18 protein-coding genes are annotated in these 15,865 nt (G+C 33.8%); 7 read left to right on the top strand and 11 right to left on the bottom strand.

Annotated elements, in window-relative coordinates; all coding sequences use genetic code 11:
- Positions 1–104: 104 nt before the first annotated feature.
- The 4 genes from FND99_RS11450 to FND99_RS11435 all read left to right on the top strand — a co-directional run bounded on the left by FND99_RS11450 (position 105) and on the right by FND99_RS11435 (position 3,682).
- Positions 105–1,247, top strand: coding sequence for an acyl-CoA dehydrogenase (locus FND99_RS11450; RefSeq protein WP_144338103.1), 1,143 nt, complete (start codon positions 105–107; stop codon positions 1,245–1,247).
- 104 nt (positions 1,248–1,351) lie between these two features.
- The gene (locus FND99_RS11445; RefSeq protein WP_144338102.1) at positions 1,352–2,293 is read left to right on the top strand and encodes a M20/M25/M40 family metallo-hydrolase; all 942 of its coding nucleotides are present in this window, start codon (positions 1,352–1,354) and stop codon (positions 2,291–2,293) included.
- Positions 2,294–2,331: 38 nt separating this feature from the next.
- Positions 2,332–3,009, top strand: a complete 678-nt coding sequence (locus FND99_RS11440; protein WP_144338101.1) for an SDR family NAD(P)-dependent oxidoreductase — start codon at positions 2,332–2,334, stop codon at positions 3,007–3,009.
- Between the two features lie 76 nt (positions 3,010–3,085).
- A complete protein-coding gene (locus tag FND99_RS11435) occupies positions 3,086–3,682 on the top strand; it encodes a SprT-like domain-containing protein (RefSeq protein ID WP_144338100.1) in 597 nt (198 codons plus the stop codon).
- A gap of 128 nt (positions 3,683–3,810) precedes the next feature.
- On the opposite strand, the gene FND99_RS11430 is transcribed toward FND99_RS11435, so the two are convergent.
- The 6 genes from FND99_RS11430 to gcvP all read right to left on the bottom strand — a co-directional run bounded on the left by FND99_RS11430 (position 3,811) and on the right by gcvP (position 11,382).
- Positions 3,811–4,572, bottom strand: a complete 762-nt coding sequence (locus FND99_RS11430; RefSeq protein ID WP_144338099.1) for an ABC transporter ATP-binding protein — start codon at positions 4,570–4,572, stop codon at positions 3,811–3,813.
- Positions 4,572–5,318 (bottom strand): MlaE family ABC transporter permease, encoded by a 747-nt coding sequence (locus FND99_RS11425; protein ID WP_144338098.1) that lies wholly within the window; start codon positions 5,316–5,318, stop codon positions 4,572–4,574. The genes FND99_RS11430 and FND99_RS11425 overlap by 1 nt, the downstream gene beginning before the upstream one ends.
- 78 nt (positions 5,319–5,396) lie before the next feature.
- Complete coding sequence (locus FND99_RS11420; RefSeq protein WP_144338097.1) at positions 5,397–6,245, bottom strand: glycosyltransferase; 849 nt, start codon at positions 6,243–6,245, stop codon at positions 5,397–5,399.
- Between the two features lie 101 nt (positions 6,246–6,346).
- Positions 6,347–6,874, bottom strand: a complete 528-nt coding sequence (locus FND99_RS11415; RefSeq protein ID WP_144338096.1) for a methyltransferase — start codon at positions 6,872–6,874, stop codon at positions 6,347–6,349.
- Positions 6,875–7,163: 289 nt separating this feature from the next.
- Positions 7,164–8,222: a 3-oxoacyl-ACP synthase III family protein gene (locus FND99_RS11410; RefSeq protein ID WP_144338095.1), complete on the bottom strand. Its 1,059-nt coding sequence runs from the start codon at positions 8,220–8,222 to the stop codon at positions 7,164–7,166.
- 310 nt (positions 8,223–8,532) lie between these two features.
- The gene (gene gcvP, locus FND99_RS11405; protein ID WP_144338094.1) at positions 8,533–11,382 is read right to left on the bottom strand and encodes an aminomethyl-transferring glycine dehydrogenase; all 2,850 of its coding nucleotides are present in this window, start codon (positions 11,380–11,382) and stop codon (positions 8,533–8,535) included.
- A gap of 195 nt (positions 11,383–11,577) precedes the next feature.
- Here gcvP and FND99_RS11400 point away from each other — a divergent pair, with 195 nt between their 5' ends.
- A complete protein-coding gene (locus FND99_RS11400; RefSeq protein ID WP_144338093.1) occupies positions 11,578–12,390 on the top strand; it encodes a UbiA prenyltransferase family protein in 813 nt (270 codons plus the stop codon).
- 328 nt (positions 12,391–12,718) lie between these two features.
- Here FND99_RS11400 and FND99_RS11395 read toward each other — a convergent pair whose 3' ends face one another.
- From FND99_RS11395 to FND99_RS11370, 5 genes are all read right to left on the bottom strand, one after another.
- The gene (locus FND99_RS11395; RefSeq protein ID WP_144338092.1) at positions 12,719–13,174 is read right to left on the bottom strand and encodes an SRPBCC family protein; all 456 of its coding nucleotides are present in this window, start codon (positions 13,172–13,174) and stop codon (positions 12,719–12,721) included.
- A gap of 278 nt (positions 13,175–13,452) precedes the next feature.
- Positions 13,453–13,839, bottom strand: a complete 387-nt coding sequence (locus tag FND99_RS11385) for a hypothetical protein (protein ID WP_144338091.1) — start codon at positions 13,837–13,839, stop codon at positions 13,453–13,455.
- 19 nt (positions 13,840–13,858) lie between these two features.
- A complete protein-coding gene (locus FND99_RS11380; protein WP_144338090.1) occupies positions 13,859–14,206 on the bottom strand; it encodes a hypothetical protein in 348 nt (115 codons plus the stop codon).
- A 5-nt stretch (positions 14,207–14,211) separates the two neighbouring features.
- Positions 14,212–14,541, bottom strand: a complete 330-nt coding sequence (locus tag FND99_RS11375) for a hypothetical protein (RefSeq protein ID WP_144338089.1) — start codon at positions 14,539–14,541, stop codon at positions 14,212–14,214.
- Between the two features lie 55 nt (positions 14,542–14,596).
- On the bottom strand, positions 14,597–15,100 hold the full coding sequence (locus FND99_RS11370) for a GbsR/MarR family transcriptional regulator (RefSeq protein ID WP_144338088.1): 504 nt from the start codon (positions 15,098–15,100) through the stop codon (positions 14,597–14,599).
- 158 nt (positions 15,101–15,258) lie between these two features.
- Between FND99_RS11370 and FND99_RS11365 the strand changes: the two genes are divergently transcribed.
- Positions 15,259–15,501, top strand: coding sequence for a type II toxin-antitoxin system HicA family toxin (locus FND99_RS11365; RefSeq protein WP_144338087.1), 243 nt, complete (start codon positions 15,259–15,261; stop codon positions 15,499–15,501).
- 1 nt (position 15,502) lies between these two features.
- Complete coding sequence (locus FND99_RS11360) at positions 15,503–15,853, top strand: type II toxin-antitoxin system HicB family antitoxin (protein WP_144338086.1); 351 nt, start codon at positions 15,503–15,505, stop codon at positions 15,851–15,853.
- The last annotated feature ends 12 nt before the right edge of the window (positions 15,854–15,865 follow it).

Raw genomic sequence — 15,865 nt, 5'->3', positions numbered from 1 at the left:
AAGCCTTTTTTAAGCACAAAAACAATTTTAAAAACAAAAGAATAGTTCCATCAGCGAAAGTTTTTTCGGTTTTGGTTCAAAAAATAATAAACGATACAAAAACTATGGATTTTAATCTTACCGAAGAGCACTTAATGATTCAGCAGGCTGCTAGAGATTTTGCTCAAAATGAATTGTTGCCTGGTGTTATTGAACGTGACGAAAAACAAATTTTTCCGACAGAACAAGTTAAGAAAATGGGACAATTAGGTTTCATGGGAATGATGGTTGATCCAAAATACGGAGGAAGCGGACTTGATGCCATTTCTTACGTTATTGCTATGGAAGAGATTTCTAAAGTTGATGCATCAGCTTCTGTGGTTATGTCTGTAAATAATTCATTAGTTTGCTGGGGATTGCAGGAATTTGGAACTGAAGAACAAAAGCAAAAATATTTGCCAGGTTTAGCTTCAGGTGAAATTCACGGCGCTTTTTGCTTAAGCGAACCAGAAGCAGGAAGTGATGCAACGTCTCAAAAAACAACAGCTGTTGACATGGGCGATCACTATTTGGTAAACGGAACTAAAAACTGGATTACTAACGGAAATACAGCGTCAGTATATTTGGTAATTGCTCAAACGCATCCTGAGAAAAAACACAAAGGAATCAATGCTTTGATTATGACCAAAGATATGCCTGGTTTTTCTATTGGTCCAAAAGAGCAAAAAATGGGAATCCGCGGTTCTGATACACACTCTTTAATGTTTAGTGATGTAAAAGTTCCAAAAGAAAATAGAATTGGTGAAGATGGTTTCGGATTCAAATTTGCGATGAAGACTTTGGCTGGAGGAAGAATTGGTATTGCTTCTCAAGCGTTAGGAATTGCTTCTGGAGCTTATGAATTGGCACTTAAATATTCTAAAGAGCGTAAAGCTTTCGGAACTGAAATCTGCAACCATCAAGCAATTGCTTTCAAATTAGCCGATATGGCTGTAAATATTGAGGCAGCGCGTCATTTATGTATGAAAGCAGCTTGGGATAAAGATCAAGGTAAAAATTATGACGTGAGCGGTGCTATGGCAAAATTATTTGCTTCGCAAGTAGCAATGGATACTTCTGTTGAAGCGGTTCAGATTCACGGAGGAAATGGCTACGTAAAAGAATATCATGTGGAGCGTATGATGCGTGATGCAAAAATCACTCAGATTTACGAAGGCACATCTGAGATTCAGAAAATTGTAATTTCAAGATCAGTTATCGCAGGATAAATTAGATTTTCAATTCAAATAAAAATTAAACCCTTTCAGCTTTTGCAGCTTCGAAAGGGTTTTTTTATTACTTTTCCGTAACCTAAATCTTAAACCATAAACTTATGAAAAAACTATGCTTTCTTCTTTTTTTAGTTTTATTCGGATGTAAATCAAATACTTCTAGTGTAAGTGATGTGAATTATAAAGTTTCGCAGACTGAAGTTTCTGACTTTTTAAAATACCTTTCTTCAGATGAATTAGAAGGTCGTGAAACCGGAACTAAAGGAATCGAAAAAGCAGCTGTTTTTTTAGAGGATTTTTTAAAGACGAATAAAGTCAAACCTTATTTTACAACTTATCGCGATACGTTGACAAACTTCAAATCACCGGCTTATAATATAGTTGGCGTTATTGAAGGAACTGATCCAATTCTTAAGAAAGAGTTTGTGGTTTTAAGTGCGCATTATGATCATATTGGTCTGGAGAAAATACAGCAAGCCGACAAAATTAATAATGGTGCCAATGACGATGCTTCGGGCGTAACGGCAGTCGCACAGATGGCTAAATATTTTGCAAAAGCAAAGTCGAACAAACGCAGTATTCTTGTTGTGTTTTTTGCCGGCGAAGAAAAAGGTTTGCTAGGTTCTCAAAGCTTAGTAGAAAAATTAAAAAAGAGAGATTTCAATTTATATGTACAGCTGAATATCGAAATGATTGGCGTGCCAATGAAACGGGATTATTTAGCTTATGTTACTGGTTTTGATAAATCGAATATGGCGCAGAAAATCAATGAATATACAGGAAAAAATACGATTGGTTTTTTGCCAAAAGAAGCCGAATATAAATTGTTTTACAGATCTGATAATTATTCTTTTTTCGAAGCTTTTGACAAACCTTGCCAGTCGATAAGTACTTTTGATTTCGAAAACTTTGAATATTATCATCATGTTTCAGATGAATTTAAAGTGATGAATATTCCGCATATGACTTCGTTTATTCAGGAATTGTTACCGGCTGTGACTAAAATTGCTTCTACGCCTACGGAAGAAATAACTATGAATTAATAACATTCCTTTTTATTGGATTTGCTTATTTTTGCTACATGAAAAATATTATTGTTACCGGAACTTCAAGAGGAATTGGTTATGAATTGGCATTGCAGTTTGCAAATGCTGGAAATCAGGTTTTAGCGATTTCAAGAAAAATTCCAAAAGCACTTTTAGAAAATAAGAACATTACTTGCTTGTCAATTGATTTAGCCGATGAAGCTGCTTTGGCAGAAGTAGAAAATTTTCTTTCTTCAACATGGAAAAAAGTTGACGCAGTTGTTCATAATGCTGGGGCTTTGATTTGGAAGCCTTTTGCAGAGACAACGCAAGCTGATTTTGAAAATATTTATAAAGTGAATGTTTTTGCCGTTGCAAACCTTACCCGAATTTGTCTTCCGTATTTGCAAAAAGGAAGTCATGTAGTGACGATCAGTTCAATAGGCGGTGTTCGCGGAAGCTTGAAATTTGCTGGTTTAGCAGCTTATAGTTCAAGTAAAGGTGCTGTGATTACTTTGACAGAATTATTGGCAGAAGAATATAAAGAAAAAGGCATTTCATTTAATGTTCTTGCGTTAGGTTCAGTTCAGACAGAAATGCTGAATGAAGCTTTCCCAGGATATCAAGCACCAATTTCAGCAGAAGGAATGGCAACTTATATTTATGATTTTACGCTAAATGGAAATAAATATTTTAATGGAAAAGTATTGGAGGTTTCCTCAACAAATCCGTAGATTAAATTCCAAAATTAAAAACCCAAATTCCAAATTTAAAACTTCTAACCTCTAACAAATAACATTTAACTTTAAATTGAGCGAAACTTTAGCAAAATATATTCCCGAGCAGGCTGTAAAGCCTGTTTTTGATTTGATTGTTTCCAATCAGGTTCATCTTAAAATCGTCAATGAGCGCCAGACACGTCATGGCGATTACAGACGTGGACCAAGTGGAAAACATGAAATCACGGTTAATGCCAGCTTAAATAAATATCGATTTTTGATTACGCTGATTCATGAAATTTCGCATTTGGTGGCATTCGAAAAATTTGGGCGAAATATAAAACCACACGGAAATGAATGGAAATATACCTTTCAAAGAATGATGGTTCCATTTATTCGTCCGGAGATATTTCCAGGGCAGTTGTTGCCGTTATTGGCAAGACATTTTAAAAATCCTTCGGCAAGTAGTGATACAGATACCACTTTGTCCTTGGCATTAAAACAATATGATGCAAGTAGTGATAAAAACTATGTTTTCGAAATTCCGTATGGAAGTGTTTTCCGAATTAAAAACGGTAAAGTATTTAAGAAAATTGCTGTTCGCACAAAACGATTTGAATGTATCGAAATAAGCTCCGGCAAAACGTATCTTTTTAATCCAAACGCAGAAGTTGAGCTGATAGATTAAAGGTTTAAATATTTCGAAATAAAAAAATCCCAAATTCCAATTTTAGTAAAGATTGGAATTTGGGATTTTAAATATTTAAGTTCCCAATAATTGGAATTTGTAATTTAAAATATTGGAATTTTATAAAACTAGCCTTTCAAATATGCTTCTCTTACTTTTTTAAATAGATTTGAAGAGTAAACAAATTTCACAATGTCTTTATTGTCTGTTCTAAAGATTTCCTCTTTTGTTCCTTGCCACGCTTTCAATCCTTTTTTTAAGAAAACAATATTTTCTCCAATTTCCATTACCGAGTTCATATCGTGCGTATTGATTACGGTTGTAATATTGTACTCTTTTGTAATTTCCTGAATCAAATTATCAATCAATGTTGAGGTATTTGGATCCAAACCAGAGTTTGGCTCATCGCAAAATAAATACTTCGGATTATTTACAATGGCGCGGGCGATAGCTACACGTTTCTGCATACCTCCTGAAATTTCTGAAGGCAATTTTTTGTGTGCGTCAACCAGATTTACTCTTTCTAATACAAAATCAACGCGTTCTTTGATTTTTGCTTTATTGGTGTTGGTAAACATTTTTAATGGGAAAGCTACATTTTCTTCAACTGTCATTGAGTCAAATAAGGCACTTCCCTGAAAAACCATCCCGATTTCAGTTCTTAATTCGCGTTTTTCATCTGGGGTCAATTCCGAATAAACTCTGCCGTCAAATTCGATTGTTCCTGAATCTGGTGTGTGAATTCCTAAAAGTGTTTTTAATAAAACCGTTTTTCCAGATCCACTTTGTCCTATAATCAAGTTGGTTTTTCCAGTTTCAAAAACAGTCGAAACTCCTTTTAAAACCTTGCTGTCTCCAAATGATTTTTCTATATTTTTTACTTCTATCATTATCCTAATAATAATTGAGTTAATATGTAATTAAAAAGAATAATTGTGACAGATGTCCATACAAACGAAACTGTACTTGCCTTACCTACTTCTAATGCACCACCTTTCATGTAATAACCATGAAAAGAAGGAATTGTTGCCAATAACATAGCAAAAATTAAAGTTTTAATAAACGCATAAGTAATATGAAAAGGAATAAATTCCATTTGAGCACCTTGAATAAAATCTTGGCTAGTAGAAAATCCTCCATAAGCACAAGCAAGCCATCCTCCAAAAATACCCAAGAACATACTGATTCCAATTACGAAAGGATACATTAATAAGGCAATAATTTTTGGGAAAACAAGATAGTTTAATGAGTTAACACCCATAACTTCTAAAGCATCAATTTGTTCTGTTACGCGCATTGTTCCAATACTAGAAGTAATATAAGACCCCATTTTTCCTGCCATAATTACCGAAATAAAAGTAGGAGCAAACTCTAAAATCACAGATTGACGTGTTGCAAAACCAATTAAATATTTTGGAATTAAAGGATTAGTTAAGTTTAATGCTGTTTGAATTGCAACAACTCCACCAATAAAGAAAGAGATAAAGCAAACAATGCCCAGAGAGTCGATTATCAAATCGTCGATTTCTTTGAAGATCAAATTTTTCATTACAGGCCATTTGGTCTGTTTGTTGAAAATTTCTTTAAGCATTAAAAAATATCTCCCAATTTGAGATAAGTAGCGAATTAACATCATAGGTTTTGAAATATTTGCTAAATTAAGGATTAGTTTACAGTTTACCGTTTCAGTTTGCAGTTTTTTAAGTTTTAAAAACTAGAAAAGCTTTTCTTTCATTTTTTGCAAACGGTAATTTCTAATAAATTTAGCTTGTTCAGAGGTTACTATTAAAGGAGTTTTTGCTTTTTTTGCTTTTAGAAATCCTTTAATGTAATCTAAAAACAGAAAAGGTTTTTTCTTCATCATCGCCAATTTTGCCGATGCAATTGAAGTAATCCAGAAACCGTATCCTAAAGTGTAAAAAGCTTCGCCTTGTTTGTAACGAGCTGTTTTATTGTAATTTGCACCAGTTGGTTTTAAATGTTTTACATGTAAAGATTCGTCGGTCACAATTTTCCAATCATAAAATTTACAAAGCAATTCATCAACAGTATCCCAGCCCATTGCAGGTTTTAAACCGCCAATTTGCTGATAGGTTTCTTTTCTATATGCTTTTAAAGCGCCGCGAATGTGATCTTTATCGGTTAGATTTTCTAGAACCCAATCTCCATTTTTTTCGATATAACAGAATCCGCCAGCCATTCCAATTCGTGAATCCGATTCGAAATGCTTGATTATGGTTTCGAAATAATTTGAAGGAAAAATTAAATCACCATCTATTTTTACGATAATATCGTAGTTTGAATCCAGTGTTTCAAAACCTTTCTGAAATGCCTGAATCACTTTGCTTCCCGGTAAATGAATCGCATCCGAAGTTTTGTTTACAACAGAAATGTATGGATTTTCTTTTGCAAAACTTAATACAACTTCTTCCGTTTTATCAGTCGAATTGTCGTTTACTACAACAATTTTTGAAGGCAAAACGGTCTGAGTAATCAAAGATTGTAAAGTCAAGCCAATTAAGTCTTGCTCGTTATGCGCAGGAATGACGATGTAATATTTCATTTTAAGAATTTTAGTCCCGAAGCCTCGGGATGAGATTTTAGATTTTAGATTTTATGAAAGTCATCTAAAAATCAAAGATTTAAAATCGTTAATCTGCGATATTAATTATGAATTTTCTCTGCCACTACAAGATAATATCTTGGTGTAAAATATCTTAATAAGGGTCTAAGTCCAAACTTTTTTACAGGATGTGTGAATTGTAAACGGTCTGTGATTTTCCAACCCGTTTTTTCTAAAAGCCAGTCTAATTGCCAGTCTTCAAATTCGTGGTAATGTCTGTCCCACATATCTGTTTTAGAACGATATGCTGGTGAAAACCATAAACGCAACGGAATTGAAATTAAGAGTTTGTCACATTTTACGTTTTGTAAAATGGTATATGGATTTAGCAAATGTTCGAAAATTTCAAATGCTGTAAAAACAGTATAATCTTCAGTTTGTAAAGCGGTCTGATCGTTGTCTAAATCTTCACCTTTTGTGTTTTTTACGGTATAGCCGTTTTCTTCCATTATTTTAGAAAACGGATTTGGTACACCAAAATCAAAAATGGTTTCAGATGTGCTAACGTGTTTTTGTAAAAATTCTAAAGTAAGCTTGAATCTTTTATTCGGAAACGTTTTTTCGTACATAGTCGCTGCGAACGAATCAATCTCTCGTTCTTGATTTTAATTAGGTCGCAAATATACTAAAAAAGTAATCAGTGTTCAGTTTTTAGTATTCAGTATTCAGTTACAATGCTAAGTTTTAAAATGAATTTCTCGCAAAGACGCGAAGTCGCAAAGTTTTTCTGTTTCACGCAGATTTGGCAGATTTAAACAGATTTTTTAATCTTTTTAATTCTCTTAATCTGTGGCAAAAAAAACTTTGCGACTTCGCGTCTTTGCGAGATTATTTCACTCAGGCTTGTTAAAGCTACTTTTAATATCGATACACAAAAGCATTAATATTCATTCCTGCTCCAACCGAAGCAAAAATAAGAACATCGCCTTTGTTGATTTCTTGATTCTCAATTTTCCCTTGTAAAATCAAATCGTATAGCGTAGGAACTGTAGCGACACTGCTGTTTCCTAAATCATGAATGCTCATTGGCATAATGTCTTTTGGTGGCGTTTTATCATAAAGTTTATAGAAACGTTCAATAATCGCTTCGTCCATTTTTTCGTTTGCCTGATGAATCAAGATTTTTTTTACCTCGTCAATTCCAATACCGCTTTTGTCTAAGCAGCTTTTCATTGCGCACGGAACATTGCTCAACGCAAATTCGTAGATTTTTCGGCCATACATTTTGATGTATTTAATGTCTGGATCTAAATCAGGATTGTATGATTTTCCGAAGAAAAGGTAATTCGCTTCGTCATAAGCAAAAGTGGCACTTTCATAGGACAAAAGTCCGGCGTCGTCTGTTGAAGCTTCTAAGATTGAAACTCCAGCTCCATCAGAATATATCATCGAATCGCGATCGTGATCGTCAACAACTCTTGATAAAGTCTCGGCACCAATTACCATCACTCTTTTTGCCATTCCAGATTTGATGAAAGCATTGGCTTGTAAAACACCTTCAATCCAACCCGGGCAACCAAAAAGAATATCATAAGCCACACATTTAGGGTTTTTGATGCCTAATTTGTTTTTTACGCGAGTCGCTAAACTTGGTAAAATATCAGTTTGATGCGTTCCGGTTTTTACGTCACCAAAATTATGAGCAAAAATAATATAGTCTAATGTTTCAGCATCGATTCCTGCATTTGCAATCGCTTTTTCGGCTGCAAAAAATGCTAAATCTGAGGCTGTGTATTGTGGTTCAGCATAACGGCGGTTTTGAATTCCGGTGATGCCTTTAAATTTTTTTATAACAACTTCATTGGGATAACCAAAAGGAGTTCCATCTTCATTTAAAAAAATATGCTTGTCAAAGTCTGTGTTTTTAACTTCTAAATTAGGAATATAACTCCCAATACCAATGATTTTTATTTTCATTTTTCCTGTAATTATCCAATAAATTTATTGCTAAAGTATAAATAAAATCATGATAACAGCCATAAAAAATACTATGCATGCATATAATTATGAAATAACAATTTTTTGGCTCATATAATGGTTATTTTTTAATGATTTTTTAATTTTTCCGAGATTTCAAACGTTTGAAATAGAGAAGAGGGTTGAAAAAAGTTTCAGGTTTCAAGTTGTGTTGGAACCTGAAACCTGAAACTTGAAACCTGAAACAAAAACAAAACCCGACAGGTTTTTAAATCTGTCGGGTTTGAAATATGTATAAAAAAATTAATTTTTAGTTTTCCATGTAAGCTTCAATAGGAGCACAGCTACAAACTAAATTTCTGTCACCATAAGCATCGTCAACACGACGAACAGATGGCCAGAATTTATTGTCAGCGATATAATCTAACGGATAAGCCGCTGTTTCTCTTGAATAAGGGAAATCCCAAGAATCTGCAGTTAACATTGCTAATGTGTGAGGTGCATTTTTCAATACATTGTTTTTGTCATCAGCTGTTGCAGCTTCAATCTCTTTTCTGATTGAGATAAGTGCATCACAAAAACGATCTAATTCAGCTAAATCCTCAGATTCTGTAGGTTCAATCATTAAAGTTCCGGCAACCGGGAAAGAAACTGTAGGAGCGTGGAAACCGTAATCCATCAAACGTTTTGCGATATCACCCACTTCGATTCCGTTTTCTTTAAATGCACGGCAATCTAAAATCATTTCGTGCGCCGCTCTTCCGCATTCTCCAGTGTAAAGAATTGGGTAGTGGCCTTCGAAACGCGATTTCATATAGTTAGCATTCAAAATTGCATGTTCTGTAGCACTTTTTAATCCGTCAGCTCCCATCATTGTGATGTAACCGTAAGAAATTAAACATACTAAAGCAGATCCGTAAGGAGCAGATGAAATTGCTGTAATCGCTTGTTCACCACCTACTTTTAAGATTGGATTTGTTGGCAAGAACGGAACTAATTTTTCGTTCACACAGATTGGTCCAACTCCAGGTCCACCACCACCGTGAGGAATAGCGAATGTTTTGTGTAAGTTCAAGTGACAAACGTCAGCGCCAATTGTAGCAGGATTTGTTAATCCAACTTGCGCGTTCATGTTTGCACCATCCATATATACTAATCCGCCGTTTTCGTGGATTAATTTTGTGATTTCGATAATTGAAGATTCGAAAACACCGTGAGTAGATGGATAAGTAACCATTAAACAAGATAAATCATCTTTGTGTTCAATCGCTTTTTCTCTTAAATCTTCAACGTCAATATTTCCTTCCGGAGTAGTTTTCGTAACAATGATTTTCATTCCGGCCATCGCTGCAGAAGCAGGATTTGTTCCGTGAGCTGACGAAGGAATCAAACATACATTACGGTGACCTTCGTTTCTTGACATGTGGTAAGCACGAATAGCCATTAAACCAGCATATTCACCTTGAGCTCCAGAGTTTGGCTGTAAAGTAGTTCCAGCAAAGCCAGTTATTACATTTAATTGCTGCTCTAATTTTTTAAGCATTGTAATGTAACCTTCAGCTTGTTCAACTGGTGCAAACGGGTGAATGCTGTTCCAGTTTGGCATTGAAAGAGGCAACATTTCAGAAGCAGCGTTCAATTTCATCGTACAAGAACCTAATGAAATCATTGAGTGATTCAACGATAGATCTTTACGCTCTAATTTTTTGATGTAACGCATCAACTGGCTTTCTGAATGATGATTGTTGAAAACATCATGCGTCAAGAAAGAAGAAGTTCTTTCTAATGAAGCTGGTAATTGACTAGCCTCAGTTAATTCAGAAACTGTGAAAACTTCTTTTCCTAAAGCTTCAGCGAAAATCGCAATAATTTGGTTGATGTCAGCGATTGAAGTTGTTTCGTTGAACGAAATAGAAATCGTATCAGCATCAACATAGAAGAAGTTTACTTCATTTTTCTCAGCAACAGCTTTTACTTTTTGAGCATCAGCTTTTACTAAAATAGTATCAAAGTAAGCTGTATTTGTTTGGTAAACTCCTAATTTATTTAAAGCTTCAGCAGCAGTAACCGCCGATGCGTGAACTTTGTTTGCAATGTATTTTAATCCTTCTGGACCGTGGTAAACCGCATACATTCCAGCCATAACTGCTAATAAAACCTGAGCAGTACAAATATTTGAAGTCGCTTTTTCACGTTTAATGTGCTGTTCACGAGTTCCTAAAGCCATACGTAAAGCGCGGTTTCCGTTCACATCGATAGAAACTCCGATGATACGACCCGGCATAGAACGTTTGTATTCTTCTTTAGTTGCAAAAAAAGCAGCGTGAGGACCACCGTAACCCATTGGAACACCAAAACGTTGTGAAGTTCCAACAACTACTGCAGCTCCCATTTCTCCTGGAGAAGTTAAAGTAGCTAATGATAAAATATCCGCTGCAAAGGCAACTTTGATTTCGTTTTCTTTTGCTTTAGCAACAAAAGCGCTGTAATCGTTTACCTGACCATATTTTCCTGGGTATTGTAAAATAGCTCCGAAAAATTCATTTGAAAAATCAAATGTTTCGTGGTTTCCAACAACCAATTCAATTCCAATTGGAGTTGAACGTGTTTGTAAAACTGATAAAGTTTGAGGTAAAATTTCTTCAGAAACGAAGAATTTATGTGTATTGTTTTTCTTTTGATCTCTTGTACGAACATCAAATAATAACGCCATAGCTTCTGCAGCAGCAGTTCCTTCATCTAATAAAGATGCGTTTGCAATTTCCATTCCAGTTAATTCAATAACAGTAGTTTGGAAATTTAAGATTGCTTCAAGACGACCTTGCGCAATTTCTGCTTGATAAGGCGTATAAGCAGTATACCATCCCGGATTTTCGAAGATATTTCTCTGAATTGGAGCCGGAACAATAGTTGGATGATAACCCAAACCAATATATGATTTGAATACTTTATTTTTCTTTCCTAATTCCTGAATGTGGTTTGCGAATTCATATTCTGTCATTGCAGGATCTAAATTCAAAGGTGCTTTTAAACGAATATCGTCCGGAAGGGTTTCGTAAACAAGTCGCTCGATCGAGTCAACTCCAATTGTTTTCAGCATATGCTGAAGATCAGTTTCTCTTGGACCAATGTGTCTTAAAGCAAAAGCATCTGTTTTCATGTAGCTATCTAATTTTTTTAATTGATGTGTTCGTGCACCGTTTTGCTGTACGAATCACATTTAAAAGTAAATGTGTTGTTTTTTTGTGGCGCAAAATTAAGTATTATTAATAATTTAATGGGTATTTTTAACTTCATTTTTTATCAAATTTCTAAGTAATGAGTTGATTTGTTACTAATTGATTAGATTTGAGCTATGAAACTTCTAAAACAATTTTTTGATTTTTATTTAAACAGCAGTATTCACGTGGCTTTGTCGTGTTATGCTTTAGTCCGAATTACATTTCATGTATTTCATATTCAGTATGATGAACCCATGGCTTTGTTTGTTTTTTTCGGGACAATTGTAGGATATAATTTCGTAAAATATGACGCGCTTGTTCGCGTAAAGAAAAATCCAATCGGAACGCAATTAAAAATTATTGCTCTTTTGAGTTTTATTTCATTGATTTTAGTCGGCTATTATTTTTTCCATTTGCAAAGAATCACGCAAATTGTCTCCGTCGGAATTTTTGCCATTACGGCACTCTATACCTTGCCATTTTTTCCAAACAGAAAAAATGCCCGAAACTGGGCTGGCGTAAAAATCTATATCGTAGCACTTTGCTGGGTTGGCGCCACTTTGGTCTTGCCTTTAATAAATGCCAAAATCCCATTTACAACAGATTTCTTCATCAAATGTATTCAGCGATTTATTTTGGTTTTTGTTCTGATTCTGGTTTTTGAAATCATTGATTTGGCTAATGATGATCCGCATTTGCAGACCGTTCCGCAGACAATAGGAGTGAAAAAAACAAAATATTTAGGATTTCTATTGCTGATTCCGTTTTGGTTTTTAGAAGTTTTTATTTCAACATTTAATTACCACGATGCGATTATAAATCTTATTATGGTCATCATTTTGATGTTGTTTATTGCATTTGCAAATCCAAACCGCTCCAAATATTACACGTCTTTTTGGGTAGAAAGTGTGCCGATTTTTTGGTGGTTGATGATTGTGTTTTTATAAAAATAATTTGGGCGTGACCCTCCGGGTCGGGCTTTCGGCTATATCTTTTATTCCGCTCCGCTTCATAAAAGGATACCGCCTCAATCCCTCACGCAAACCGTAAAAAGAGAAAAATCATTTTTCAAAAGAAGATTTGTTACCGCAATCTTGTCATTTCGACGAAGGAGAAATCTTCGCAAGAAGCTCTACAAAGATTGGCTTATTGGAGCCGGAGTTACTTGCGAAGATTTCTCCTTCGTCGAAATGACAATATCATGAGGATTGTACTTTGTCAAAGTTTTAAACTTTGATAATTTCTAAAACTGTTTGAGAAAACAATTAACTTATCTTAATTCAGTTTTTCTGAAACCTCTTTTAAAACTTTATTTCTTTCCAAAAGAAAAATCGTCAAATGCTTTTCCAAAAATAAAATATCAAAAAGTTCTCCGAAGATTCCAAACGGAGTTTCATATTGCAATACATCCTTCATAATTGTTATTCCATTTTCTTCTTCAAAAATATGTTCATGTCTGAAAGATTTGAATTTCCCTTTCTCCATTTCATCCACAAAATAATCGTAGAAATTCATTACGGGAATTCGTGTTTTGTGTGTGAGATAAAATCCAAAATGTTTACCACGCCAGGTTACCGTTTCATTTAAATTTATTAAGCCAGATGTCACCCCCGCAATTGCTTTTTCTTTTGATGGACTTGCAGATTGCTGATGGATATCGATATTTCTTGAAGCATCAAAAACGATTTGTTTTGATGCATTTATTTTAGTTGTGAGATTTATTGTCGTCATAATTTTGCTTCAGTTTTCCGCAATATTGTCATTTCGATCGGAGGGAGAAATCTTCGCGAGAAGCTCGACAAAGATTGGCTTATTGGAAAGGAGTTACTAGTGAAGATTTGCTTCGTCTGTTCGCTATCAGAAATGACAATCCAGTCAAATTTACTTTTGAAATGATTCACTAAAACTTTCCCTCGAAAACCTGTTCCGGCTACGCTTATGAGTTTTTTCATTTTTTGAGTATTAAACCCGACAGGTTTTTAAAACCTGTCGGGTTTCGTTATGAAGAATTAAGCTTTAAAAACCAATCTTTCTTCTCTTTGAGCTTCTTTAGCTTTTCTTTTTCCTCTAAAAAAGAAATACAAGTTGAAGAATAACATCATGCCAAGATAAATAGAAAATCCTCCAATTTTATAGCTCAATCTTTCAATTAATTCTTGATAACTATCCTGATAAAGATTAAGTTCCAAAATCATTAATGCAAAACCAATATTTAAAAGATAAAATCCAGTTTCAAAAAGTTTATTCGTTGCCTGAGCAATTTCTTCTCGGCCTTTAAAAATGTCAAGCATAAAGATTTTTCCGTTTTTAAAAAGCGTTCTAGAAACATAATACGTTAGAAACAAAGCGACTGGTAAATAAATTCCGTAACCGATTAAGATTTTTGTAGTTTCCATAATATTTGAATTTTAGTTGTTATTTGATTAATTTTTGAATGTATTTAGTTATAATTAAAATGTTGAGGTAATGTAGAATTGAAATAATAAAAATTATGACAGCTGTTTTTATACAGATTACTTCAATTAATTGAGGAAGAGAAACAATCTTTTGCCAGGAAATCAATGTCATTGCACAATAACCAATATTCAAGAGATAATAAGCCAAAAGCAAAACCTGATTTATTTTTTGGCAAATGTCTGCGTGATTCGGAATTAAATCTGCAACATAAATATTCCCGTTGTTATAACAGATTTTTCCAACTTTTAGAATGATGAAAGTCGTAATTCCTAAATAGATTAGATAGCCTATAATATTAAGGTTCATAATTATTAATTTTTGTAAATAATAATTGAGAGATAGATTGCTAGAATTAAAGGAATTGGGACTAAAATATAGCTTAAGAAATCATGATAACCAGTAAGCTTGTTCACGAACCAAAGCCCAAAAAAGAGTACAACAGCTGAAATATAAATTTGTAGATTTCGAGCTTTCGGATTATCAACTAACATTTTAATACCCAATAAAACTTGAAGAAGACCCGTAATCATAGTTGATAGTAAAGCAAAGATTATTGCTCCTTCGCCAAATATGCAGGTTGATAGAAAAATAATAAACGGAAGTGCAATTGCAAACGTGTTGATGTTTTTTATAGTTCTCATAATTATTGATTGTTTTAAACTTTCAGAAAAAATTGAAAGTTTTGATTAAATTTTTTTATTTCATCATTTTGATAACTAATTTTCCTAACCAGTTTTCATTGAATTCCGTCATTTTGTCTAGCATATTGTCGGCTTTTAAAACGAAATCATAGAGTTTAGTAGTTTGATCTACAAAGTGCTTTTCCTCTGCCGAATCACTAGCTTCGATAGTCGAGACTTCTTTTAAGATTTTTAGCGCTGGCTTAATTTCTCTCTTGCTTCTTTCTCTTGAGATTTTTGCCGCTAATTCGTCTAAATCTTTTTCGGCAGTAAAGAATTCTTTTCTTTCTCCGGCTTTAAATTCTTTGTATACAATTCCCCAATCCATTAAAGCTCTTAGGTTCATGCTGGCGTTTCCACGCGAAATTTGCAATTCTTCCATAATGTCTTCCATAGAAACAGCTTCGTTTGAGATCATTAATAAAGCGTGGATTTGCGCCATCGTTTTATTAATTCCCCATTGAGAACCTAATGCTCCCCAGGTTTGTACAAACTTATTTTTTGCTTCTTTGAATTCCATAGATCAAATGTAAGTAAAAGTTTTTAAACTTTCAAAAATAATTGAAAGTTTGTTGAAAAATAATCCAACAAGAAAGTTTTTTCTTATATATTTGTGTGTTAAAAGCAATTTTGCAACTATATTTTAGTTGCAAATTAAAATAATAATTATAAATTTGTATGAGTAAAATTGATAAGCTGATTGAAAAATTACAGTCGAAACCCAAAGATTTCACTTGGGATGAATTTTTAAAGGTTATTAATCATTTTGGATACAACCAAATTCCACAAGGAAAAACGGGAGGTTCTAGAAGGAAATTTATAAATGAGAAAAAAGAACTTATAATTTTACATGAACCCCATCCCCAAAAAGTTTTAAAAGGTTATCAATTGGATATAATTATTGAATGCTTAAAATTATAAAATGAAAAATTATCTAGAATATAAAGGGTACATCGGCACAGTTGAATTTTCTGCAGAAGATAAAGTTTTTTTTGGAAAAATTCACGGAATAAATGATGTGGTAACTTTTGAAGGGACTTCTGTTTCTGAATTAGAAAAATCTTTTCACGAAGGTGTTAATGATTATTTAGAAACTTGTAAAATGCTAAATAAAATTCCCGATAAAGTTTTTAAAGGTTCTTTTAATGTAAGGGTTTCACAAGATTTACATCAAAAAACGGCTATGTTGGCTTCTAAAAAAGGTCTCAATTTAAATGAAATTGTCAAGGAAGCATTGTCTTATATTGTAAACCACGAAGAGGTTTTAAATTAAAAAAAACCGAAG

Origin of the sequence: Flavobacterium daemonense (assembly GCF_007341385.1) — a bacterium.
In the GTDB taxonomy this organism is placed as follows: Bacteria; Bacteroidota; Bacteroidia; order Flavobacteriales; family Flavobacteriaceae; genus Flavobacterium; species Flavobacterium daemonense.
Note: the sequence above shows the minus strand (reverse complement) of the source record. Positions and strands in the feature narration are given on the sequence as shown.